The 22271-nt window shown below is 59.9% G+C and carries 24 protein-coding genes; 5 read left to right on the plus strand and 19 right to left on the minus strand.

Annotated elements, in window-relative coordinates; all coding sequences use genetic code 11:
* Positions 1–27 precede the first annotated feature (27 nt).
* The 6 genes from R5M92_RS07905 to R5M92_RS07930 all read right to left on the minus strand — a co-directional run bounded on the left by R5M92_RS07905 (position 28) and on the right by R5M92_RS07930 (position 7290).
* Positions 28–648: a response regulator transcription factor gene (locus R5M92_RS07905; RefSeq protein WP_346799183.1), complete on the minus strand. Its 621-nt coding sequence runs from the start codon at positions 646–648 to the stop codon at positions 28–30.
* On the minus strand, positions 648–2078 hold the full coding sequence (locus tag R5M92_RS07910) for an HlyD family type I secretion periplasmic adaptor subunit (RefSeq protein ID WP_346799185.1): 1431 nt from the start codon (positions 2076–2078) through the stop codon (positions 648–650). Before R5M92_RS07910 ends, R5M92_RS07905 begins: the two co-directional genes overlap by 1 nt.
* On the minus strand, positions 2078–4159 hold the full coding sequence (locus tag R5M92_RS07915) for a type I secretion system permease/ATPase (protein WP_417339097.1): 2082 nt from the start codon (positions 4157–4159) through the stop codon (positions 2078–2080). The genes R5M92_RS07910 and R5M92_RS07915 overlap by 1 nt, the downstream gene beginning before the upstream one ends.
* A gap of 193 nt (positions 4160–4352) precedes the next feature.
* Positions 4353–5840, minus strand: a complete 1488-nt coding sequence (locus R5M92_RS07920) for a TolC family outer membrane protein (protein ID WP_346799187.1) — start codon at positions 5838–5840, stop codon at positions 4353–4355.
* Between the two features lie 317 nt (positions 5841–6157).
* Positions 6158–7024 (minus strand): DMT family transporter, encoded by an 867-nt coding sequence (locus tag R5M92_RS07925; RefSeq protein ID WP_346799189.1) that lies wholly within the window; start codon positions 7022–7024, stop codon positions 6158–6160.
* Positions 7021–7290 carry a SelT/SelW/SelH family protein gene (locus R5M92_RS07930; protein WP_346795361.1) on the minus strand — a complete coding sequence of 90 codons (270 nt, stop codon included), beginning with the start codon at positions 7288–7290 and terminating at the stop codon, positions 7021–7023. Before R5M92_RS07930 ends, R5M92_RS07925 begins: the two co-directional genes overlap by 4 nt.
* A 99-nt stretch (positions 7291–7389) precedes the next feature.
* Between R5M92_RS07930 and R5M92_RS07935 the strand changes: the two genes are divergently transcribed.
* The 4 genes from R5M92_RS07935 (at position 7390) to ettA (ending at position 11462) form a co-directional block, all read left to right on the plus strand.
* Positions 7390–8703 (plus strand): MFS transporter, encoded by a 1314-nt coding sequence (locus R5M92_RS07935; RefSeq protein ID WP_346795362.1) that lies wholly within the window; start codon positions 7390–7392, stop codon positions 8701–8703.
* A 147-nt stretch (positions 8704–8850) separates the two neighbouring features.
* Positions 8851–9285 carry a PAS domain-containing protein gene (locus R5M92_RS07940; RefSeq protein ID WP_346795363.1) on the plus strand — a complete coding sequence of 145 codons (435 nt, stop codon included), beginning with the start codon at positions 8851–8853 and terminating at the stop codon, positions 9283–9285.
* A 140-nt stretch (positions 9286–9425) separates the two neighbouring features.
* Complete coding sequence (locus R5M92_RS07945; RefSeq protein ID WP_346795365.1) at positions 9426–9644, plus strand: PA3496 family putative envelope integrity protein; 219 nt, start codon at positions 9426–9428, stop codon at positions 9642–9644.
* 156 nt (positions 9645–9800) lie between these two features.
* Positions 9801–11462: an energy-dependent translational throttle protein EttA gene (ettA, locus tag R5M92_RS07950; protein ID WP_346795367.1), complete on the plus strand. Its 1662-nt coding sequence runs from the start codon at positions 9801–9803 to the stop codon at positions 11460–11462.
* A gap of 123 nt (positions 11463–11585) precedes the next feature.
* On the opposite strand, the gene coq7 is transcribed toward ettA, so the two are convergent.
* The 6 genes from coq7 to phaR form a co-directional block, all read right to left on the minus strand.
* Positions 11586–12230 (minus strand): 2-polyprenyl-3-methyl-6-methoxy-1,4-benzoquinone monooxygenase, encoded by a 645-nt coding sequence (gene coq7 / locus R5M92_RS07955; RefSeq protein ID WP_346795368.1) that lies wholly within the window; start codon positions 12228–12230, stop codon positions 11586–11588.
* A 74-nt stretch (positions 12231–12304) separates the two neighbouring features.
* Positions 12305–12646, minus strand: coding sequence for a histidine triad nucleotide-binding protein (locus tag R5M92_RS07960; RefSeq protein WP_346795369.1), 342 nt, complete (start codon positions 12644–12646; stop codon positions 12305–12307).
* Between the two features lie 91 nt (positions 12647–12737).
* On the minus strand, positions 12738–13610 hold the full coding sequence (locus R5M92_RS07965; protein ID WP_346795370.1) for a phosphoribulokinase: 873 nt from the start codon (positions 13608–13610) through the stop codon (positions 12738–12740).
* On the minus strand, positions 13610–14047 hold the full coding sequence (locus R5M92_RS07970; RefSeq protein ID WP_346795371.1) for an acyl-CoA thioesterase: 438 nt from the start codon (positions 14045–14047) through the stop codon (positions 13610–13612). The genes R5M92_RS07965 and R5M92_RS07970 overlap by 1 nt, the downstream gene beginning before the upstream one ends.
* Before the next feature lie 50 nt (positions 14048–14097).
* The gene (purD, locus tag R5M92_RS07975; protein WP_346795372.1) at positions 14098–15390 is read right to left on the minus strand and encodes a phosphoribosylamine--glycine ligase; all 1293 of its coding nucleotides are present in this window, start codon (positions 15388–15390) and stop codon (positions 14098–14100) included.
* A gap of 137 nt (positions 15391–15527) precedes the next feature.
* A complete protein-coding gene (phaR, locus tag R5M92_RS07980) occupies positions 15528–16043 on the minus strand; it encodes a polyhydroxyalkanoate synthesis repressor PhaR (RefSeq protein WP_346795373.1) in 516 nt (171 codons plus the stop codon).
* Positions 16044–16303: 260 nt separating this feature from the next.
* Between phaR and R5M92_RS07985 the strand changes: the two genes are divergently transcribed.
* Entirely contained in the window at positions 16304–17017 is a 714-nt protein-coding gene (locus tag R5M92_RS07985; RefSeq protein WP_346795375.1) for a 16S rRNA (uracil(1498)-N(3))-methyltransferase, read from the plus strand.
* 10 nt (positions 17018–17027) lie between these two features.
* Here R5M92_RS07985 and R5M92_RS07990 read toward each other — a convergent pair whose 3' ends face one another.
* The 7 genes from R5M92_RS07990 to R5M92_RS08020 form a co-directional block, all read right to left on the minus strand.
* A complete protein-coding gene (locus R5M92_RS07990; protein WP_346795376.1) occupies positions 17028–17612 on the minus strand; it encodes an ATP-dependent zinc protease in 585 nt (194 codons plus the stop codon).
* A gap of 37 nt (positions 17613–17649) precedes the next feature.
* Positions 17650–18924, minus strand: coding sequence for a lytic murein transglycosylase (locus tag R5M92_RS07995; RefSeq protein ID WP_346795377.1), 1275 nt, complete (start codon positions 18922–18924; stop codon positions 17650–17652).
* A gap of 166 nt (positions 18925–19090) precedes the next feature.
* The gene (gene mnhG / locus R5M92_RS08000; protein ID WP_346795378.1) at positions 19091–19495 is read right to left on the minus strand and encodes a monovalent cation/H(+) antiporter subunit G; all 405 of its coding nucleotides are present in this window, start codon (positions 19493–19495) and stop codon (positions 19091–19093) included.
* A complete protein-coding gene (locus R5M92_RS08005) occupies positions 19488–19757 on the minus strand; it encodes a cation:proton antiporter (protein ID WP_346795379.1) in 270 nt (89 codons plus the stop codon). Before R5M92_RS08005 ends, mnhG begins: the two co-directional genes overlap by 8 nt.
* A 102-nt stretch (positions 19758–19859) precedes the next feature.
* Positions 19860–20333, minus strand: coding sequence for a Na+/H+ antiporter subunit E (locus R5M92_RS08010; protein WP_346795380.1), 474 nt, complete (start codon positions 20331–20333; stop codon positions 19860–19862).
* A complete protein-coding gene (locus tag R5M92_RS08015; protein ID WP_346795381.1) occupies positions 20330–21907 on the minus strand; it encodes a Na+/H+ antiporter subunit D in 1578 nt (525 codons plus the stop codon). The genes R5M92_RS08010 and R5M92_RS08015 overlap by 4 nt, the downstream gene beginning before the upstream one ends.
* The gene (locus tag R5M92_RS08020) at positions 21904–22251 is read right to left on the minus strand and encodes a Na+/H+ antiporter subunit C (RefSeq protein ID WP_346795382.1); all 348 of its coding nucleotides are present in this window, start codon (positions 22249–22251) and stop codon (positions 21904–21906) included. The genes R5M92_RS08015 and R5M92_RS08020 overlap by 4 nt, the downstream gene beginning before the upstream one ends.
* Positions 22252–22271: the final 20 nt, after the last annotated feature.

The following is a 22271-nucleotide window of genomic DNA, read 5'->3' on the forward strand; positions in this document are numbered from 1 at the left end:
CCTGCCCCCTTTCGGGATCGTTTCCCCTCAGGGCTCGACTGGTAAGGGAGATTCTTTTTTCGACAGTTTCAGAATTAGCTGGAGGCGATCGCGGATACCCAACTTACGAAAGACAGCACCTAAATGCGCTTTAACGGTACGTTCGGTAATATCCAGACGCCGGGCCACTTCCTTATTGCTTATCCCTTCGGCAACCGCCAACGTGACGGCTCGCTCGCGTTCTGTCAGACCGGAAAGCAACGCTTCATTGATATTGGTGGTACCTCCAAGCGCCTTGAAGCTTCCTCCCACGACCTTGGCTAAAAGCTCGGGCCTGACCCAGATTCCCTGGTGAGAGGTCACGATCTGGATCTGACGTAGCATTTCGGGTGTGGATAACGCATGGGCATAACCTCGCGCACCGTACCTCAAGGCTTCCAGCGCTTCTTCCTGGGTAGGTCGATAACTCAAGACCACCATCGTCGCCCCTTTCTCGCTTAGCGTTTTTAGCAGCGAAAAGCCCTGATCGATATCGTTCATTAGCCAGACATTGTCGCCTTCCCCGGCCATGGCCAGCACGTCTTTGGGCGTTGCCTCACGAGCGTCAGGGAACGCTTCGCGCCAACGGGATTTCATCTCGCCTTTGTGGCTGACAAACCAATGTGTCATTACCGTTCCCCCATGGAATCACGCCAAGCGCGTAATACCGGCTTGAGCAAGAACTGCATCACCGTGCGTTTCCCCGTCATGATGTCGACTTGAGCCGTCATGCCGGGAATAACGGATAGCTTGTCTCCGACCTTTTCGTTCTCCAACGTCCGCACACGCACCAGGTAGAAGGTGTTGTCATCGTCATCGGTAATGGTGTCGGCGCTGATATGATCCAGTTCAGCTTGCAACCCGCCGTAAATCGCATAATCGTAAGCGGTCAACTTGATTGTGGCGGGTTGGCCGGGGTGCAGAAAGGCGATGTCCTGGGGAGCAATACGCGCTTCGACCAATAACTGGTCATCGCTGGGAATGATTTCGAGAACTTCCTGGCCCGGCTGAACGACGCCCCCAATCGTGTTGATGTTCAAGCGCTGGATAACACCATCGACAGGTGAGCGAATTTCCGCCAGACGGACCCGGTCCTCCAAGCCGGTTCCCGAGGCATCCAGCGCGTTGATATCGCCTAATACCTGGGCCAGCTCGTTGCGCCATTCACTTTGCCGTTCGATCCCCAGTTCGCGCAACTGGGTACGGGCTTCCTCAACCGTCGATTCCAGACGCGATACCTGCGCCGCTGCTTGCTCTCGCTCTCCCCTGGCGCGGGAAACATCGCGCTCGAGGCGCAACACTTCCACTTCGGAAACGGCACCCGACTCCAGCAAGGGACGTGTCAGGTTCAACTCCTGCTGGGCCATACCGGTTTCCCGCCGCGCCGCATCAAGCTTGGCTTGAGCCTCTCGCAACTCCTGCTGGCGTTGGTTTATCCGGTCCTCCAAGATATTCCTTTGCTCTTGCAACTCCTCCCGCCGGCTATCGTAAACCTCGCGTTCCTGAGCCACGACACCGGGGGCCTCGGCAAGCAGTTCCTCGCTGGGAGAAAAAAGGTCATCTGCAATCAGGGCTCGCAAACGTTCCGCCCGGGCTTCGAGCGCTAGTGCCTGGGCTCGATTCTCACGAAAACTCGACACGAAACGGGTGGGATCGATGCTCATCAATACCTGACCTGCCTCGACCAGTTGCCCCTCTCGAACCGAGATACCTTGCACGACCCCGCCATCGAACGATTGAATTCGTTGCAACTGGCTTGCCGGGATGACACGGCCCGCCCCTCGCGTCACTTCGTCCACTTCGGCGAAGCTGGCCCAGACGATCAAGGCGAGGATGCTGAGTACCACGACATAGAGAAAAGCCCGGGCACGAATCGGATTCTGCTGCATGCGTGCCCAGTCGGCATCGCTCGCCCAGTCGCGATTGAGGTGAGCCGACGTCACTCGCCGGGCAAAAAGACGGTCGATAAAAGGGCGAAACGGCTTGCTACCGGTTTCGGAAAAACGGCCGATGGCATCGAAGCCCTGCTGTTCGGCGGTCTTGCTCTTTTTCGTCGCCATCAATTGGCCCTCCCGATCTGTCCGTTGCGTAGTGCTTCCACAACTTTGTCTCGAGGACCGTCGGCGACGATCTTGCCACTATCGATGACCACGATACGGTCGACCAGGGACAACAGTGACGTGCGATGGGTCACAATCAACATTGTCTTACCCTGGGCATACTTTTTAAGGTTTGCCTTGAACGCCTCTTCGCTGGCGTGATCCATGGCACTCGAAGGCTCATCGAGCAACAGCATCTGCGGATCGTTGACCAAGGCCCGGGCAATCGCGACCGACTGGCGTTGGCCACCGGAAAGCGCCTGGCCACGCTCACCGACCTGAAGCTCCACGCCCTGAGGATGATTGTTGACCAGGCTCTTGAGGCCTGAAAGCTCGATAGCTCTCAGCAGAGCGTCATCATCCACACCATCGCTGCCTCCTCCCGCGATGATGTTATCGCGCAGGGAACCATAAAAGAGATTGACCTCCTGGGGTACGTAACCGATATGTCGCCTCAACTGGATGGGATCGATCTGGCGAATATCCACCCCATCGACCATCACCGAGCCGGCGGCAGGTTGGTATAAACCCAATACGAGTTTATGCAGCGTGGATTTGCCACAACCTACACGCCCCAGAAACGCCACTTTTTCGCCCGAATTGATCGTCAGGCTGATATCACGCAGCGCATCCTTTTCCTGGTCGGGATAGCGCATGACAACCTTGTCGAATTGAATGCTTCCCTGGATAACCGGACGGTCCAGAAACGTTTTATCCTTCGGCCTTTCGACCGGTTTATCCATGACTTCGTCAAGCGATCGCAGCGCGGTGGAAGACTGGTAATACTGCGCCAACAGTGCTGCCGCCTGGCTGATGGGCGCCATCGCTCGAGAGGACAATAGATAGGCGGCGATCAACCCCCCTTGGGATAGATTGCCTTCGATAATCTGGTATACGCCGACGATAATGACGCAGACGGCAACGGTGTGCTGCGCCCACAAGGCCACGCTGGACACGGAAGAACTCACCAGCCGAAGCTGGGCGGAAGTGCGCGATAGAAAGGCGGTGGCCCTTTCCCAGCTACTCTGAATGCGGCTCTCGCCACGCAATGCCTTGACCGTTTCCAGCTGAGAAACCGACTCCACCAGGGTGGAGTTCCGTTGGGCGCCAATCTGCCAAGTGGTTTCAGAGAGCTCTCGTAGTTTCCCCTGCGCGGCCAAGGCATACAGCAGGACGAAGACAACGCCCACGATGACCGGCAAGGCCAGAACCGGACTGATCAGGGCGATAATGGCGAGAAACATCATGACAAAGGGCAAGTCGACTAGCCCTACGATGGTGGCCGAACCGATAAAGGCCCGCACCGATTCGAAAGACTGCAAGGTCGAGGTAAACGAGCCGGTGGACGCAGGACGAGCCTCCATGCGCATCCCCAGCACTCGCTCCATGATCGATGACGATATCTTGACGTCCGCTCGACTAGCGGCCAGATCCACGAAGCCATTGCGCATCAGGCGAAGCGCCAGGTCGAAGCAGAGAACCACGAAGATTCCGCTGGCAAGTACCCAGAGCGTTTCCGTCGCCTGGTTGGGTACCACCCGGTCGTAGACGTTGAGCACGAATAGCGGCATGGCGATGGCAAAGAGGTTGATTGCCACCGAGCCGATAATGACATCACGATAAAGCCGGCGATTCTCGCGAATCGCTCCCCAGAACCAGTGGGCGGAGCGCTTCGTATTGATATTGGGAGTACGCGAATCGAAGTGGAATCGAGGGCGTACATAGATCGCCTGACCACTATAGCTTGCTTGCAGCCCATCCAGGCTTATCGTCGTTTCCGCTTCCCCGAGTTCGGGGAAGACCACCCTTGCCTCGCGGGATTTAACATCCACGCCGAGCAAGACACAGGCTCGTCCCGGTTCGAGCAACAGCACCACGGGGAACAGCTCGGGGTTAAGCTGCACCAACCGGCTCTTGACGATTCGAGCCGTCAGATTGGCACGCGCTGCCGCCCGTGGAAAAATCGAGGGAGTGAGCTTTCCTTCTTCAAGAGGCAACCCCGCTGTCAATGATTCCGCTGTCACCTCATGATCGTGAACCATCGCTATCGTCAAAAGACACTCAAGCAGTTCGTCTTGCTCATGAAAGGCCGAAGTCGACGACGCCGTTGTTCCCGAATCCAAATTTTCGCGTTGGGTCACACAGCTACCTCAATCCATTAATTCAGCGTTCATGGGCCGGTAGCGACAACCTCGTCGCTGCATTCGCCACCGGCCCTGCTCGTCGTCTATCGGGTCAGCTCGATGCAGCCGTGCCGACACCGCGAGTGAAATCATCCAGGGTAAAGCCCTGCGGTCCTTGCGTGGGACACACTGTCTCGGCATTCACCTCCACCCCATCACTACCCAGGTCAGCCAGGCTAGGCAGGTCGTCGCGGGCCACATCCAGTGCCTGCATCAACTGACCGGTTGCCGCCAAGGTACGCGCTTCGGCCAACGTGACGTCGTACTTGGCATTGACGTAGGCACGGCTGGCCTCGAAATACTCGTTTTCACTATCCAGCAAATCGAGCAATGTTCTTTCCCCAATATCGAACTGTTGCTGATAAGCGCCTCTTACCCGGTCGATCGATTGGCGATGGTCATTGAGATACTGCAACTGCTCGCGTAGGCGTTGCGTATCGTTATACGCAATCTGGGCGGTTTGACGAACGTTGATGCAGGCTTGCTCGCGCTGCTGCACGGCCTGCTCAACTCCTTCGCTTGCCGCACGAAACGACGCGAGATCGCTTCCTCCGTTATAGAGGTTCATGCTGGCGACAAGCTGGATGCTGTGCTCATCGCGACGACCGCCGATTCCCGTATTCTGATTATTGGTGCCCGTGCGACCCTGGATATCCAGACGCGGACGCAAGGCGGCACGAGACCCTTCCTGCTCGGCTCGGCTTGCCTCGATATTTTCGATGGCGGCGTGAAATTCAGGATTACCGGTAAACGCAAGCTCTACGGCCTGTGCCACCGTGGGCGGTAGGTGATCGTCCAACTCCGGTGCCGGCAGCAGATTCTCCGCCGGTAAATCCCCCACGATACGCTGGTAGCGGGCGGTAACATCATGGAGATTCGACGCTTCGGTCATCAAGTTGGACTCGGCCAGTGCGACCCGTCCGCTGATCTGTTCCAGGTCGACACCACGCCCTGCGCCGGAACGCACGCGCTCTTCGATCTGGTTCAAGACCCGCATGTGTTCGGCGTAATTGTTCTGGGAAAGCCGTACCAGATCCCGGTAACGCGCTGTATCGAGGTAAGCTCGTGCCGCTTCGAGTGCCACGTTCTCGCTGGCGCCGAGCAACTCGTAATAACTCACCAGCTGAGCTCGATTGAGTCGCTCGACCTCGCTGCGAGTCGCGAAGCCATCGTAAATCATCTGGTTCAGTGTCAGTTCGGCAAAGTCGGTATCGTAGCTGCCACGGCCATCGCCGCTTTGCTCCTCGACTCCCACCCCTGCGGTAACGTCGATGGTAGGCAGGTAGTTCCCTCTTGCGCTATCGACTTGATAACCCGCTGCGCTCAACGCATGCCACGCCCCCTGTACTTCAGGATTGGTGGCGATCGCTTGCTGTACCGTTTCCCTGAGGTTGGTAGTGCCGGGCTCCGCCAGGCCGGGCGGCAACGACTGGGCCATTACCGCTGTCACGGGAGCGAAAAGTACAAGCGACCCGATGGCAGTGCGTGAGAGCAGGCGTGGGAAGCTGGCGTTTTTCAGGGGGCGAGGCAGTTTTTTCATGAGAATTCCTTTCGGTTTGGAGCTGTTCTAAACGGGCAATTTCCAAGCTATTAACTCAAGTTATTGAAATAATGCTTCATGAACCTCAGCGTAGCGTATCGTGAGAGTGACTGAGCTAGCACAGGGCGAAGTAGGAATCATCCTGCCGAGCATTAAGTATAAAAGAGCATTCTTGCCGGCCATTCGCCTCAGAACACTAGTCACGTAACTAAATGTAATACAGTTAAACTGTATGTCAAACAATGTTGAGGAAGATTTTGCTCAGATGAGCGAGAGGAACGTGGTGTAACAACGCTGTGCGTGAAGCGTCAAAGACCCTAGCGTTGCCACTGCTGCACGCCGAGCCCGGCGAGAATCAGCACCAGGCCCACCAGGGTCGAAGCGAGAATAGGCTCACCCACTATTAAAAACAGCAGCATCAGCGAGACCGGAGGCGAGAGGAAGATCAGATTGGATACCTTGGCCGCACGGGAAACAGTGTTGACCGCCAGTTGCCACAACACGAAGGCGATGCCCATCTCGAACAGACCCACATAGACGCCTGCGCCCAATGCCGGCCAGCCGTGCCACTCGATGCCCGGACCGATCAGCAGGAAAACGCTCAACACCGGCACGCCGACGCTAAAATTCTGCCACTGAGCGACGATCGGTGAGCGCCGATCCTTGGCGTTGAACAGCCAGTAGAGTGCCCAAAGAAGCGTGGAAGCCAGGGCGAACGCCACGCCGAGCGGATCGGCGAAGGTCACATCGAATACCGCGCCACGAGTGGCGATCACCCAAACGCCGGCATAGGCGATCATCCCCGCCAGAATATCGATGCGCGTGATCCTCTGGCCAAGAATGGGTACGGCGAGAAATGCCATGGCCAGCGCCCAGGTATAGTTCAACGCCATCGCCTCCTGGCCGGGAAGACGATCGTAGGCCGCGAACAGCACCAGGTAATACGCCACCGGGTTCATCAACCCCGCCCAGGCGGCGGTACGCCAGCCCCGGCGCAACGCTTCCGCGCCATGTCCTTGATAGAGCACCAGCACTCCCATCACCGCCCAGGAGACGATGGCCGCCACCCACATCAATTCCAGCGGGCTCATCCAGGCTAGCGCCACCTTGAACGCAGTGGCCACGGTGGACCACAACGCCACCGCCCCCAGCCCGAACAGTACGGCTTTGCGGTCCTGGTTCATCTATCTACGTGGCCCAGGTCTCGCGATGGCTCGATCAGGTCGCGCACGGCCTGCTTGAGACGCTTGATATCGGGAAAGCCGCCATCGCGCTTGCGCTCCCAGATCAACTGGTCATCGCAATGGATCTCGAACGTGCCGCCGTGAGAAGGCTCGAGAGTGACTTCGGCCAGCGCCTCGCCGAAGGTCGAGAGTAGCTCCTGGGCATACCAGGCGCTGCGCAACAGCCACTGGCACTGAGTGCAGTAGCGAATCCGGATTCGGGACATGACATTCTCCTTTTCGATGAGCGTTTCATGAGATGAAAACTTTTGCCAAGCGCGAGCCCGGCTGGAATATTAGACGATGATATCAGCCCAGGAGCGTCCATGGCCGCCCGTGACATTTCACAATCACGCCTTTATGAATGGCTTACCAGCGACGAAGACAGCCGGCTCTGCGACGACATTCCCGCCGACGCCTGCCGCGATCAGCCGCGTAACTTCTTCTTGCATCTATTCGCCGCGCTGGGCAACAAGCTTGCCGACGAGCTTTCCAGTGCCCGCCTGGTGCTGCCGTGGTTGATGGGGGCCATCGGCGCGCCGTTGTGGATGGTTGGCTTGCTGGTGCCTATCCGAGAATCCGGCGCGTTACTGCCGCAACTGTTCGTGGCGGGATTCATCCGCCTCAAGCCGCAACGTAAATGGGTGTGGGTAACGGGGGCCGTACTTCAGGCAGTGGCCGCCGCCTGCCTGGCCTTGCTGGCACTTTTCGGTAGCGGCACGCCAGGGGGCGCCTTGATCCTGCTGGTGCTGGCTCTGCTCTCGCTGGCGCGTGGCCTTTCCTCCATCGCCACCAAGGATGTCATGGGCAAGACCATCGCCAAGCGTCGGCGTGGTAACTTGATGGGCTGGAGCGGTAGCGTCGCCGGAGCGGTGACACTCCTGGCCGGCGGCGTGTTGATGCTGTTCGAGGATCGTCCCGGCAATCTGGCGCTGGCCATACTGCTGGGTATCGCCGCACTCGGCTGGAGCCTGAATGCCGTATGCGCGGCGCGCATCAGCGAAGCCCCCGGTGCCGTGGAAGGGGGAGAAAACGCTTGGGACAGCATCAAACTAGGCCTGTCGCTACTCCGTGAGGACCGCATCTTTCTGCATTTCAACCTGTCCCGCGCCCTGCTGCTTTCAAGCGCGCTGGCGTTGCCCTATATCGCATTGCTGGGCCAGGATCAGGCCGGGGTGGAGCTGGGCGGACTGGGGGTAATGATCGTCGTTTCGGGACTCGCCGGCATGCTGGCCAGCCCGCTCTGGGGCAAGCGCGCCGACCGCTCCAGCCGCCGTGTCATGCGCGATGCCGCCATCGGCACACTGGGCTGCTGCCTGCTCGGTGCGCTGTTCGCCTGGCTACCCCACGCCTGGAGCGCCACGATATGGCCCTACGCTCTGGTCTATGCTCTGCTGACCATCGTTCATCACGGCGTTCGCCTGGGCCGCAAGACCTATCTCATCGATATGACCGGCCAGGACAAGCGCGCCCTCTACGTGGCGCTTTCCAACACTCTCACCGGCATACTGATGCTGCTTGTGGGAGCCATGGTGGGCGCCCTCGCCCAGTGGCTCGGCACGCCGGCGCTGCTGGTGGTGCTGGCGCTCATGGCCGGCGGGGCGATCGCCAGTGCCCAGCGGCTTCCCGAAGTGGAATGACGGCACCGTGAGCGACGGCAGTAACGGTCCGGGCTAGCCATGATCGGTCAGGATAGCGCTGTTCGCCCGGCCATTTGTTATTCTGGGCAAAACGTCGCCCGGCCCGTGAGGCTGGCGACAGAACTGAAGCCGCAACAGGAACCCTCGATGAAACGATCTCCCTTGATCAACCCCGAACTGCTTGAACGCATTGTGGACGCCTCGGAAGACGGCATAGTCGTGGCCGAACAGGAAGGCGAAGAGAATATCCTTATCTATGTTAACAAGGGCTTCGAACGTTTGACCGGTTACAGTGCGGACGAGATTCTCTATCAGGACTGCCGTTTCCTGCAGAATGACGATCGCGATCAAGATGCCCTGTCGGCGATTCGCAAGGCCTTGAAAGAGGGACGGCCGTGCCGCGAAGTGCTGCGCAACTATCGCAAGGACGGCACGCTATTCTGGAACGAGCTATCCATCACGCCCATGTACGATGAAGCCGATGAATTGACCTATTACATCGGCGTACAGAAGGATGTCACCGCACTGATGGAAGCCCAGCACGAGCTGGAGCGCCTAAAAGCCGAGCACGCCGATAAATAGTCAACCGAAAGCCCTTGCATTCCCTTGTCGATGGCGGTATATAGCCGCAATGCGCCGGCAACGGCGACTTGGTGCTTCGACAACAACTGCCGAAGCAGTGCGTGGCGCCGGCACAGCCGGCCTGGGTTGGAGGGCCTCGTATGAGCCGTGACCCCTTGAATCGTGACTTCAGTAACGAAACACTGGATTCGCAAGACGATTTCGACACCCTGGAAGCGGTCAATGATGACCACTACGGGCGTAGCAAGAGTTCCAGCAAGGCGGATACGCTACGCGCTCGCCGCCGGGTGGAAGCCCTGCTCGAAGCGCGACGCTTGCAACGCGCCATCGAAGATGACTGGGGCGACGAGGAAGAATAACGCCCTGGCCGGTTCCCGGCCGCCCGTTGACCGCGAAGCGTGAAGCGTGAAGTCCACCAGGCGACACTGGCCTTTCCCGGTGTCGGCCACTATCATCTGGCGTACCCGAACAAGCTGGGCTTGTTTTCACTTCGATCTTCAACATAACGGATTTCCATGGCGCAATACGTCTTTACCATGAACCGGGTCGGCAAGGTCGTGCCGCCCAAGAAGCATATCCTCAAGGATATTTCCCTCTCTTTCTTTCCCGGCGCCAAGATAGGTGTGCTGGGTCTCAACGGCGCGGGCAAATCTACCTTGCTGCGTATCATGGCCGGTGTCGACAAGGAGTTCGAAGGCGAAGCCCGGGCCATGCCCGGCATCAATGTCGGCTACCTTCCCCAGGAACCCGAGCTCGACGACGAGAAGAGCGTCCGTGAAACGGTCGAGGAGTCTCTCGGCGCCCTCAAGGAAGCCCAGGAGAAGCTCGACGCGGTCTATGCAGCTTACGCCGAACCCGATGCCGATTTCGATGCACTGGCCAGCGAGCAGGCCCGGCTGGAAAATATCATTGAAGCTGCCGATGCCCACAACATCGAGCGCAAGCTCGAAGTGGCGGCGGAAGCTCTACGCCTGCCCCCCTGGGACGCCAAGGTGGGCAATCTTTCCGGTGGCGAACGGCGCCGCGTGGCGCTCTGCCGCCTACTGCTCTCCAGCCCCGACATGCTGCTGCTAGACGAGCCGACCAACCATCTGGACGCCGAGTCCGTGGCCTGGCTGGAGCGTTTTCTACATGATTACAGTGGCACCGTGGTAGCGATCACCCACGACCGTTACTTCCTGGATAACGTGGCCGGCTGGATTCTCGAGCTCGACCGCGGCCAGGGCATCCCCTTCGAAGGCAACTATTCGCAGTGGCTGGAGCAGAAGGAGCAGCGCCTGGCGCAGGAGTCCAAGCAGGAGGCCTCGCGTCAGAAAGCCATCAAGCAGGAACTCGAGTGGGTGCGCAGCAACACCAAGGGGCGTCAGGCCAAGAGCAAGGCGCGTCTGAATCGCTTCGAGGAGATGCAATCCGGTGATTTCCAAAAGCGCAACGAAACCAACGAGATCTATATTCCACCCGGCCCGCGCCTGGGCGACAAGGTCATCGAATTCCACGACGTTGCCAAGCGCTTCGACGACAAGCTGCTGTACCAGGATCTCTCCTTTACCGTGCCGCCTGGCGCCATCGTGGGTATCGTCGGCGGTAATGGCGCGGGTAAATCGACCCTGTTCAAGTTGATTACCGGCGCCGAGCAGCCCGATGCCGGCGAAGTGGTAATCGGTGATACGGTGAAGATCGCCTACGTCGAGCAGCTGCGCGACGCCCTGGACGACAAGCAGACGGTATGGGAAGCGGTGTCCGATGGACAGGACATCCTCAATATCAATGGCTACGAAGTGCCGTCGCGGGCCTATGTCGGCCGCTTCAACTTCAAGGGCAACGATCAGCAGAAGCGCCTCGATGAACTCTCGGGCGGTGAACGCGGCCGCTTGCAGTTGGCGCAAACCCTGAAGCAGGGGGCCAACGTGCTGCTGCTGGACGAGCCATCCAACGATCTGGATATCGAAACCCTGCGCGCCCTGGAAGAAGCGCTGCTGGCCTTCCCCGGTTGCGCCATGGTGATTTCCCACGACCGTTGGTTCCTGGACCGTATCGCCACGCACATCCTGGCCTTCGAAGGCGATTCGGAAGTGGTGTTCTTCGACGGCAACTATACCGATTACGAAGAAGAGCACAGAAAGCGCGTCGGCAACGACACGCCCAAGCGCATGAAGTACAAGCGTATCGATGCCTAGGCGAACGGTTCCCACCCGTTCAAGAAGCGCATAACGCACGAGGCCCCGATCATCGATCGGGGCCTCGTCGCTTCACGCGGGTCGTTATTACGTTATAGAACGGTAACTGGTTACAGGCGCTGGTTACAGGCGATAGACGCTCTTAGTCATCACCTTGGCCAACTTGCCCATTCCCCATTTGACGACCGTGGGGAAACGCGAACCGCCGGCTTCCCGAGCCAATTGGGCATGATGCGCCTCGTCGATGGCGATCTGCTTGAGCACGGCGCGGGAGCGGTGATCGCCCTGGGGCAGGTCTCGCATATGCTCATCCAGGTGCTTGCCCACCTGCTCTTCGGTGGCCGCCAGGAATCCCAGGCTCAGGCTGTCGCCGATTACCCCGGCGGCGGCTCCCATGCCGAAAGACGCCACGTAGAAGAGCGGATTCAGTTGACTGGGGCGTCCTCCCAACTCCTGCAGGCGCTCCTCGCACCAGGCCAGGTGATCCAGTTCCTCGCGCGCCGCCTGGTCCATGCGGTGACGTAGCTGGGGCAGCGTGGCGGTGAAGCCCTGGCCCTGGTACAAGGCTTGGGCGCAAACTTCACCGGTATGATTGATACGCATCAAACCTTGGGCGTGGCGCCGCTCGCGCTCATCCATGGGTTCATCGAGGATATCCGCCGTGGCCGGAGAAGGTCGATCGGGACGAACCGCCTGGGGCTGCAAGGTACGCAGGACGGTGTCGAACTGGTGTATCAGGTTATCCGTGCGACTGAGATGGCGTTGCATGGTGTTCTCCTGCGGGACTTTAGTGACCAGATGGCAACCGTATCAGGCATGAGCTCCCTTCACACACCTGCCCTTTAACCGGCGGGCCAGGCGAAGGGACGTCCCCCCATCAGGTGCATATGGATATGGTAGACCGTCTGGCCGCCATGCTCGTTGCAATTCATCACCACGCGATAGCCGTCCTCGGCGAAGCCCAGCTGCCGGGCCAGCTTCGCGGCGGTGAACTGCAGACGACCGACGAGCGCCAGGTCCTGCTCCTGCACGTCATTCAAGGTAGCGATATGCTGCTTGGGAACAATGAGGATATGAGTGGGGGCTTGCGGCGCGATATCGTTGAACGCCAGCACTTCGTCGTCCTCGTAGACGATATCCGACGGAATTTCGCGATTGATGATCTTGCAGAACAGGCAATCCATAGAAAAAGCTCCTCGTTTATTATTTGGCGCCCCGCTCATGGGCCGCCCGGTGTATCTTCGGGCTCGGACGGTTACCGGGACAGTTACCCGTTCAGCGGAAACGCCGCTGAGCGAGAAGATGACGAACCAGTGGTGCCAGGATCAGCTCCATCGCCAGCGACATGCGTGCGCCGGGCACTACAAGGGTATGGGGGCGTGTCATGAAGGAATCCTTGATCATCGCCAGTAACCAGGGGAAATCCACCGTGGACGGATCGCGAAAGCGGATCACCACGAAGGATTCGGAATCGGTGGGAATGTCCTGGACCTCGAAGGGGTTAGAGGTATCCACCGTCGGCACACGCTGGAAGTTGATATGGGTCCGCGAGAACTGGGGCTGGATATAACGCACGTAATCGTCCATGCGTCCCAGGATGGTATCGATCACCGCTTCCTGGGAGTAGCCTCGCAGCTTGGTGTCGCGGTCGATCTTCTGAATCCACTCCAGGTTGAGCGTCGGCGCCACGCCGACCAGCAGGTCCACGTGGCGGGCGATATCGTGCTCCTCGGTGACCAGGCCGCCGTGAAGCCCTTCGTAGAACAGCAGGTCCGTGCCGCAGGGCAGCGCCTGCCACTCGGTAAAGGTGCCGACACGGCACCCGGCCTCGATCATCTGCTTGTCTTCGGCATGAATGTAGTGTCGATACGTGCCGGTACCGTGTTCGCCGTATTCGCTCAGCAGGGCTTCCAGGCGGTCGAGCAGGTTGGCTTCCACCGCGAAGTGGGACAGCTCGTCCTTGCGTTCGGGCTCGTCGCGGAAGATACGGTGCAGGTCGTCACGGGTATAGCGATGGAAGGCATCGCCATCGACGATTGCGGCATGCACATCCTCGCGCTGGAACATGCGTTCGAAGCTGCGCCTCACCGTGGTGGTACCGGCACCCGAGGAGCCGGTTACCGCGATGACCGGGTATTCCCGCGACATCAGGCTCGTTCCACCGAAGAAAACGCCGACACTAAGGCCGGGGGAATCGCCACGGGGCGGCCAGTCTGCATGTCGATCAGCAACTTGTTGAGTCTGGCGAGCGCCACCACGGTGCCATCCTCCTTGAGGATGCGATGATAGACAGTCAGTGCCTTGCCTTCGGGAGCGGGGATAGCGGTTTCCACCATCAGGGCGTCGGGCCATCGGGCTTCACTCTGGTACTGTACGGCTAGATCTACCACCACGCTGGGATAGCCGTGCATGTCCCACTCCACCAGGTTCACCGCGGCCAGGGCCTGGATGCGCGCTTCATGCAGTATTGAAACCAGCGCATCGTGCCCCAGGTGGCGTCCGTAGTTCATGTCGGTCACTCTCACCGTCATCGGGTGGCGGTGAATGACGGCGTCGTGGGGAAAATCCAGCTTCACTCGTTCCATGCTCGTTTCCTTGTGAGTATCGACTGTCGCAAGTGGCGAGGCCGTTGCCGTTATTGCGCCGTTTCCCGCGCGATCGCCCGGAAGGCGATGTCGCGGCGGTACTCGACCCCCTGCCAATGAATCTGCTCCACCCCTGCATAGGCCTGCTGCTGAGCCAGGGAGACCTTGTCGCCGAGTGCGGTAACACACAGCACCCGACCACCGCTGGTCACCAGTTCGCCCTGATCGTTGCGTCCGGTTCCGGCCTGGAAGACCTTGCAGCCTGCCGCTTCGGCACGCTCGATCCCCTCGATCGCATCCTGCTTGCGATAGCTGCCAGGGTAGCCGCCCGCGGCCATCACCACGCCTACGGCGGCGCGCGGGTCCCACTGGCACTGCTTGCCGTCGAGCTCGCCCCGGGCTCCGGCCAGGCATAGCTCGGCCAGGTCCGATTGCAGACGCAACATGATCGGCTGGGTTTCGGGATCACCGAACCGGCAGTTGTACTCGATCACCTTGGGGTTGCCTTCGCTGTCGATCATCAAGCCGGCGTAGAGGAAACCGCTATAAGGATGTCCCTCCTCCGCCATCGCCTTCACCGTAGGCAGGATCACCCGTTCCATGATGCGCTGGTCGACCTCGGCGGTGACCACCGGCGCGGGAGAATAGGCGCCCATGCCGCCGGTGTTGGGGCCGGTATCGCCGTCGTAGGCACGCTTGTGGTCCTGGCTGGTCGCCATGGGCAGCACGTTTTCGCCATCGACCATGACGATGAAACTGGCCTCTTCGCCATCCAGAAACTCTTCGATCACCACTTGCGCGCCGGCATCGCCGAAGGCGTTGGCTTCCAGCATGTCGCGAATGGCGGCTTCGGCTTCGGCTTCGCTCATGGCGACGATGACGCCCTTGCCCGCCGCCAGGCCATCCGCCTTGATCACGATCGGCGCGCCCACCCGGCGCAGGTAGTCGAGTGCCGGAGCCACTTCGGTGAAGGTCTGGTAGTCGGCGGTGGGAATGGCATGGCGAGCGAGGAAGTCCTTGGTGAAGGACTTGGAGCCCTCCAGCTGGGCTGCCGCCTGGCTGGGGCCGAAGATCGCCAGGCCAGCCGCCTGGAAGCGATCCACCACGCCCAGTACCAAGGGCGCCTCGGGGCCGACGATGGTCAACCCCACCTGCTCGGCGCCGGCAAAGGCTACCAGGGCATCGATATCGGTGGCGTCGATGGCGACGTTCGCCACGCTCGGCTCCATGGCGGTTCCCATATTGCCGGGCGCCACGAACACCTGTTCCACTGCCGGGGACTGGGCGACCTTCCAGGCCAACGCATGCTCGCGGCCACCGCCGCCAATGATCAAAACCTTCATCTTCATCCTTTGTTAACCGGGTAACCCGCCGCTATTTTTATCACTGCTTTATATCACTGGATTTTATCACTGCTTTATATCACTACGTGTACCGCTATGTGCCCACCACGTTCAACCTGGCTTGGCGCGGCCGGGGCTCACGAGTCCGGCTTGTCGATTTTGCTGTTTTTGCCGCTTTTATCGTTCTCGTCGCTTTCGGCGTCGTCTTCGTTGTCGCTGTCAGCCTTGGCCGACTGGTTGATCGTATTCTGCCAGAAGCGCATGTTCTCTTCCGCCAGCTCACGCATGAACTCCACGGGCGAGTGGCGCATGGCCTGTTTCCACTGATTCTGCATGCGCTGCTGCTGCTCGAGCATCAGTTGTGTACCCTGCTCGAGATAGCGCGACAGCGGTAGCGGCGATGACATGGCATAGACGCGAATCAGCTGGGCCAGGAGGTCATTGGAGAACACATCGGCGTCACTGTCGGCCTGTTCCTGCTCGATGATGATCGACAGCAGGATGGTACGCGTCAGGTCTTCGCCGCTCTTGGCATCTTCCACGCGAAACGGTTCTTCCTCAAGAATCAAGCGGCGCAAGTCTTCCAGCGTGACATAGCGACTCTGCTGGGTATCGTAAAGCCTGCGGTTGGCATATTTGCGAATTACGCGCACTGCGCCTCTCCTTATCATGATGACTGCGACATATCCTTGAGCTCAGTCGCGAACCGATATCGCCACGGACCTGGGTCCGTATTTAACCCGGACCTTGATCGTATTTAACCCGGACCTTGATCGTATTTAACCATAGGGGGTTACGGCTGATGCTGGTATTGTGCCTGCACCATACGCCCATGCAAGGTAGCAGACGATAAATAGACGTCCCGCCTTGCCATGCCTGCCTTTTTCCAGCGAGACAGTAGCGTCGCCCGACCATGAACCTGATCCTGATCGACCCCAACGACTACCAAACATCTGGTGCCATTCGCATTACCGATCCACGCCGCCTGCGCCATTTGCATGAGGTGCATCGCGCCAGTATCGGCGATTGCCTCAGCGTGGGCATTCAGGGCGGCAACATGGGTACGGCCATTCTCACCCGGCTGGATGACCAGGCGGCGCACTTCGAACTGCAAGCGCTCGAGCAAGCGCCTCCCGCTCCCCTGCCGGTCCACTTGGTGCTGGCCCTGCCGCGCCCGCGGATGCTGGCGCGCACGCTGGAGCACGTCACCGCCCTCGGCGTGAAGCAACTGACACTGCTCAATACCCAGCGTGTCGAGAAGAGCTACTGGCAGTCCCCCGAACTGCGCGAGGAAAAGATTCGTCAGCACCTGATCCTGGGACTCGAACAGGCGCGTGACACGCAGCTGCCGGAAATTACCCTGGCCAAGGGGTTCAGGCCGTTTGTGGAAGACCGGTTGCCGGAACTGCTGGCCCAGCGAAACGGGCTGGTGGCACATCCCGGCATGCCACAGGCCTGCCCTCGGGGAGTCAGCGAGTCTACGCTGCTGTTGGTGGGACCGGAAGGTGGCTTCATCCCCTGGGAGGTCGAGCAGCTATTGCAGGCGGGATGCGCGGGGATTCATATGGGCCCGCGCATCCTGCGGGTGGAAACCGCCGTCACCGCTCTGCTGGCGCGGCTATTCTAATCTCGTTCCTCTACCCTTGCTCCTCTTCGGGCTCGTGGGGTATCACCTCCGACTCCTCGGAGCATTCGGCGCTCTGCAGGAAGGTCTCGGTGACGTCCAGAAGCCCCAGATGGCCGATCGTGCGCCGCCCGAGCAGTAGCGGATAATTCATCTCTTCGCGGTCGCGCAGGCTGAACTGCTCCTCATAGTAGGTATCGCCCATGCATACCTTGAGCAGTACCACCGGGCGTTCGTCCCGGCCGCCAGCGCCGCGCACGGCAAGCTCGCGATACAGCGGACGCTCGAGGGTATCGCTGAACACCTCGCCGCTGCTCTGATCTTCGAGCTTGAGGCGAAAACGCACCCACTCTTCACCATCGCGCTCGAACAACTCGATATCCCGGGCATCCAGTGACGAGGTCAACGCCCCGCTGTCCAGCTTCGCCTTCACCTCGATATCGCCCGGGCCCAATACCGCCTTTTCCACCCAGCCAAACACTTTCTTGTTACCGGAACCGTCGGCATGAGTGAATCCGGCAGTCAACATCAGGCCCGCCAACAAGGCGCCCAGCAATTTTCTTCCGTGACCAGCGCGACTCTTTTTGCGCAATGGCATAGGCTTTCTCCCTATAAATGATGTTACAGCGGGCTCGCTACGCGTTTCGCAACCGCGCGAGCAAGGCTTGAGTGGCGAAGCCGTCCGGGGTCATGCCGCTATCCCGCTGGAAGGCACGCACGCCCTGACGGGTATTGGGCCCCATGATGCCATCGGCACCGCCTACCGAGTATCCATTGGCATTCAACAGGCGCTGGAGTTCCGCGACATCATCCCGGCTCAACGGCTCTTGATCGCGCGGCCAGTTGCGCTCGATACCCGGCCGGCCGGCAATGGCATCGGCCAGCGTGCCCACCGCCAGAGCGTAGCTGGTAGCATTGTTATAACGCAGGATGGCGCGGAAATTGGGGCCTACAAGAAACGCCGGGCCATCCGCGCCGGCGGGGACGATCACTTCGGCACTGGCGAAATCGGGCAGTGCACCCTGCCCTTCCCGCTGTGGTGCAACTCCCTGGGCGGCCCACTCGGCACTGCTGCGGCGGCCGGTCTGGGCATAGTCGAAACCCTGGGGAAGTTCCACCTCGGCACCCCACGGTTGGCCGGCTTGCCAGCCGGCTTTGGCCAGATAGTTGGCGGTAGACGCCATGACATCGGCAATGCTTTCCCAGATATCCCGGCGGCCGTCGCCATCGCCATCCACGGCATAAGCTTCGAAGCTCGAAGGGATAAACTGGGTATGGCCCATGGCCCCGGCCCACGAGCCGACCATGCGCTGCGCCTCGATATCGCCCTGGTCGATGATGCGCAGTGCTGCCAGCAATTCCCCTCTGGCGAAGGCGCTTCTGCGTCCCTCGAAGGCAAGGGTCGCCAATGCTTCGAGAGTGGAGAAGTCCCCGAAATTGCTGCCGTAGTTGCTCTCGATGCCCCAGATGGCAACGATGACTTCAGCGGGAACGCCGTAGCGGCGCTGCATCTCGCTCGCGGTGTCGCGATGCTCGGCCAGTTTGGCACGGCCGTTGTCGACACGAGTGGAGGAAACCGCACTGTCCAGGTATTGCCATATGGCGCGAACGAATTCCGGCTGGTAGCGATCGAGCTCGATCACCCGCTCGCGATAGCGCAGCCCGTCGAGAGCTTCGCGGAGAGTCGAGTCGCTGATTCCTTCGGCCCGGGCATCGCGGCGAAAGTCATTCAACCATTGATCGAAATCGGCGTAACGCACCTCCTCCGCCGCCTGGACGTCGACCTCGGTCATGAGGTTGTTGGCGGCCTGGGCGGGTGAGACCGTCAGCAGGGCCAGCGCCGCCGTAGCCCCAAGCAGGCACCCGGCGCGTGCGCGATAGCGCACAGTCGAAGCAGAATTGGCTGACATGAATTCCTCTTGGTCCGGATGAGCCGACCGGTGCGAACGGCCGGCAAGGCATGGCTACTTTTCGTACAAACTAGGCTACTAGGCTTAATCTTGGCGAGATGATCGCCCAGTTATCGGTATCACGCCAGGGGGCGAAAGCAAAAGTTGGCACAAGCGCCGGTCCCGATCAGTCGGGGTCGCTGTCGCGCGGTTGGCGTTTGGCGTTTTCCCGGGTTTCCAGGCCACTTTTCAATTCGTGAGTCAGGGGATCGTAGTTGGGCCGCAACTCATCCTTGATGGTCCCGCTCCACAGCTTGGTACCGACGAAATACCCCGCACGGCCGATCACATGGGCCGCGATGGGTGCCGTGATGAGAATGAACGTGATGATGGCGAAAGCGCGCGCCACCACCCCGGCTTGCGCAAAGTGCATGCCGACCGCCGCCATGATCAAAATGACGCCGAGCGCAGCAGCCTTGGTGGTCGCGTGCATCCTGGTCAACAGGTCGGGGAGACGCAGCAGCCCGATGGCCGATAGCAGCATCAAGCAAGCCCCTACCAGGATCAAGCTGCCCTTGATGAAATCAATCATCGCGCGGTCCTCCCCGCTCGAGAAAACGTGCAAAACCGATCGCCGCCAGAAACCCCATCAGAGCGATGACGATCGCCGCATCCAGGAAGCTGGCCACACCCGTCTTGATCGCATAGAGACCGACCAGTCCGACCACGGTGGTGGAGAAAAGCTCCAAGGCCACCACTCGATCCGGCAGGCTCGGGCCGCGCACTACGCGGACAAACGTCAAGACCAGCGTCAGGCTCATCAGCACTTGGCTGATCAGTATTACAGTATCCAAGCGGCTCTCCTATGGCGAGTCATCGAGCTAATATCTACAAGCTCATATCTACAAGCTCGTCGCAACGAACTCGCATCAACGAACTCGTATCAACGACCCCGACTAACGAAAAAGCGCCAAGGCGCGATGCTCCATCTCCTTGAGATTGCGTCTCAGCTCCTCTTCGTCATCGAGGAACATGGCATGGATATAGAGCACCTTGCGATCGTCGGAAACATCCAGGCTCAAGGTGCCGGGAGTCAGTGAGATCAGGTTCGCCACCATGGTGATCTCCATCTCCGTGCGCGCCTCGAGGGGAAAGGCAATGACACCGGGTTGCATATGCCAGGGTGGGGTGATGATATCGAACCCCACCCGCAGATTGGCCTGGAACAACTCCTTGATGAAGAATCCGCAAAAGAACAGCATTCGCGGGATGCGAGCGGAATAACCGTGCAACGACTTCAGTTGCGGCTCGACCAGAACCAGCGCCAGATAGCCGAACACCAACCCTACCACCAGGTTGGGACCGGTGAAGTCGCCGCTCAGGACCACCCAGGCAAGTCCCAGCAGCAAATTCCAGATAGCACCCGTCATGGCCCGCTCCCCTCTTGTACCTCGGCCTCGAGCAGGGAGATACCCCCATCGGCATTTTCTCCCAGTACCGCCCGGATATAGTCCGTGGGATTCATCAGTTGTTCGCCGATGGTCTCCATGACCCGCATCACCGGTTCGGCGAATATTCCGATCAGCACCGAGCCCAGCGCCAGCACCACGACCGGCAGATACATCAACCACAAGCTGGGCTTGACCAGGCGCCCATCATCTCCCGCCGGGGCCGGCTCCTGAAGAATGCAGTTATCCTCGGGCAGGGTTTTCCAGAACACTTCGTTCCATACCTTGACCATGGAATAGAGCGTCATCAGTCCCACCGCCAGGGCCACCGCCGTGACCGCGTAGGCTCCCGCCTCGATCCCCGCCCGAACGAGCACGAACTTGGCGAAGAACCCCGACAGCGGTGGAAAGCCGGCCAAAGAGAAGGCGGAGATGAAAAACGCCACCGCCAGCCACGGTCGCTCGCGATAGAGTCCCCCCATCTTCTTGAGCTGGTGGGTACCCTGCAGCCGATGGGTAATGCCGCTGATCAAGAAGAGATTGGTCTTGACGACGATATTGTGGGCGATCGCCAAGACCCCACCGGCGATCGCCAGCGGTGTATAGAGCGCCAGTCCGAGCAGCATGTAGCCGATCTGGCTGACGATATGAAACGACAGTATCCGGCGAAACTCGTATTGCGCCGCCGCCCCCAGCACGCCGGTCACCATGGTAAGCGCCGCCCCCCACAGCATGATGTCCTGCAGGTAGCCCATGGACTGGTCGAACATCAGGGTGAAGACCCGGAACAGCGCGTATACCCCCACCTTGGTCAACAGCCCGGCGAACAGCGCCGACACCGCCACCGGCGGGGTGTGATAGGAGGCTGGCAACCAGAAGAACAGCGGAAACGCCGCCGCCTTGATGCCGAACGCCACCATGAACATCACCGCCAGGACTTCCACCATGCCCTGGTGTTCGGCCATGTCGAGGCGCAGAGCAATATCGGCCATGTTCAGCGTGCCGACCATGCCGTACAAGAGGCCGATGGCAGTCAGGAAAATTACCGATGCCAGCAGATTCATGGTGACGTACTTGATGGCGCCTTCCATCTGGGCCCGCTCGCCACCCAGTATCAACAGCGCGAAGGAAGCCACCAGCATGACCTCGAACCAGACGTAGAGATTGAAGATATCTCCGGTCAAGAAGGCCCCGGCCACCCCGGCCAACATCAGATGCAGCAGGGGATAATAGCCGAACTTCTCATGCCCCTGGGCGGTTGTGGCCAGTGAGTAGATCCCCATCGACAGGCCGATGATGGCCGTCAGCAGTATCATTACCGCACTCAGCATGTCCGCTACCAGAGTAATGCCGAACGGTGCCGGCCAATCGCCCATCTGCAGGGTGATATAGCCTAGCTGGTGGGTCGACACGAACAACCATAGACTCACTATCAGCAGTGCCAGGTTGCCGGTTACCGCAATGAAGCGCTGCATGGGACGCGAACGCCAGAACAGCAGTGAAACGGCGCCGGAAAACAGCGGCACAAGAATGGGCAAGGCGACTTCGGGATTCACGTATCGGTATCCTTCATCTTGTCCATGTCTTCCGCCTTGACGATTTCATAGGCACGCCGCACCAGCACTACCGAGAACGCCAGTACGCCGAACGCGATGACGATCGCGGTCAAGACCACCGCCTGGGGCAAAGGATCGGCTATGGCGCCCAGCGGTCGGGACATGCCCTCCGGGATCAGTGGCGGAGCGCCCCGGGTCATGCCGGCGGTGGTAAAAATCAAGAGGTTTGCGGCGTTGGAAAGCAGTATCAGCCCGATCACTAGCTTGACGATCGAACGTCGTAACATCATGAAGATGGCGGTAGCGTAAAGTATCCCGATGGCGACAGCCATTAGCGGTTCCATGGGGCGCCTCCTTTCACTAC

It is taken from the genome of Halomonas sp. Bachu 37 (genome assembly GCF_039691755.1).
GTDB classification, from domain to species: Bacteria; Pseudomonadota; Gammaproteobacteria; order Pseudomonadales; family Halomonadaceae; genus Vreelandella; species Vreelandella kashgarensis.

Excerpts from the sequence above, each read along its gene's own strand:
- R5M92_RS07905 (WP_346799183.1), bottom strand. The coding sequence starts at position 648 with ATGACACATTGGTTTGTCAGCCACAAAGGCGAGATGAAATCCCGTTGG.
- R5M92_RS07910 (WP_346799185.1), bottom strand. The coding sequence starts at position 2,078 with ATGGCGACGAAAAAGAGCAAGACCGCCGAACAGCAGGGCTTCGATGCC.
- R5M92_RS07915 (WP_417339097.1), bottom strand. The coding sequence starts at position 4,159 with ATGGTTCACGATCATGAGGTGACAGCGGAATCATTGACAGCGGGGTTG.
- R5M92_RS07920 (WP_346799187.1), bottom strand. The coding sequence starts at position 5,840 with ATGAAAAAACTGCCTCGCCCCCTGAAAAACGCCAGCTTCCCACGCCTG.
- R5M92_RS07925 (WP_346799189.1), bottom strand. The coding sequence starts at position 7,024 with ATGAACCAGGACCGCAAAGCCGTACTGTTCGGGCTGGGGGCGGTGGCG.
- R5M92_RS07930 (WP_346795361.1), bottom strand. The coding sequence starts at position 7,290 with ATGTCCCGAATCCGGATTCGCTACTGCACTCAGTGCCAGTGGCTGTTG.
- R5M92_RS07935 (WP_346795362.1), top strand. The coding sequence starts at position 7,390 with ATGGCCGCCCGTGACATTTCACAATCACGCCTTTATGAATGGCTTACC.
- R5M92_RS07940 (WP_346795363.1), top strand. The coding sequence starts at position 8,851 with ATGAAACGATCTCCCTTGATCAACCCCGAACTGCTTGAACGCATTGTG.
- R5M92_RS07945 (WP_346795365.1), top strand. The coding sequence starts at position 9,426 with ATGAGCCGTGACCCCTTGAATCGTGACTTCAGTAACGAAACACTGGAT.
- ettA (WP_346795367.1), top strand. The coding sequence starts at position 9,801 with ATGGCGCAATACGTCTTTACCATGAACCGGGTCGGCAAGGTCGTGCCG.
- coq7 (WP_346795368.1), bottom strand. The coding sequence starts at position 12,230 with ATGCAACGCCATCTCAGTCGCACGGATAACCTGATACACCAGTTCGAC.
- R5M92_RS07960 (WP_346795369.1), bottom strand. The coding sequence starts at position 12,646 with ATGGATTGCCTGTTCTGCAAGATCATCAATCGCGAAATTCCGTCGGAT.
- R5M92_RS07965 (WP_346795370.1), bottom strand. The coding sequence starts at position 13,610 with ATGTCGCGGGAATACCCGGTCATCGCGGTAACCGGCTCCTCGGGTGCC.
- R5M92_RS07970 (WP_346795371.1), bottom strand. The coding sequence starts at position 14,047 with ATGGAACGAGTGAAGCTGGATTTTCCCCACGACGCCGTCATTCACCGC.
- purD (WP_346795372.1), bottom strand. The coding sequence starts at position 15,390 with ATGAAGGTTTTGATCATTGGCGGCGGTGGCCGCGAGCATGCGTTGGCC.
- R5M92_RS07985 (WP_346795375.1), top strand. The coding sequence starts at position 16,304 with ATGAACCTGATCCTGATCGACCCCAACGACTACCAAACATCTGGTGCC.
- R5M92_RS07990 (WP_346795376.1), bottom strand. The coding sequence starts at position 17,612 with ATGCCATTGCGCAAAAAGAGTCGCGCTGGTCACGGAAGAAAATTGCTG.
- R5M92_RS07995 (WP_346795377.1), bottom strand. The coding sequence starts at position 18,924 with ATGTCAGCCAATTCTGCTTCGACTGTGCGCTATCGCGCACGCGCCGGG.
- mnhG (WP_346795378.1), bottom strand. The coding sequence starts at position 19,495 with ATGATTGATTTCATCAAGGGCAGCTTGATCCTGGTAGGGGCTTGCTTG.
- R5M92_RS08010 (WP_346795380.1), bottom strand. The coding sequence starts at position 20,333 with ATGACGGGTGCTATCTGGAATTTGCTGCTGGGACTTGCCTGGGTGGTC.
- R5M92_RS08020 (WP_346795382.1), bottom strand. The coding sequence starts at position 22,251 with ATGGAACCGCTAATGGCTGTCGCCATCGGGATACTTTACGCTACCGCC.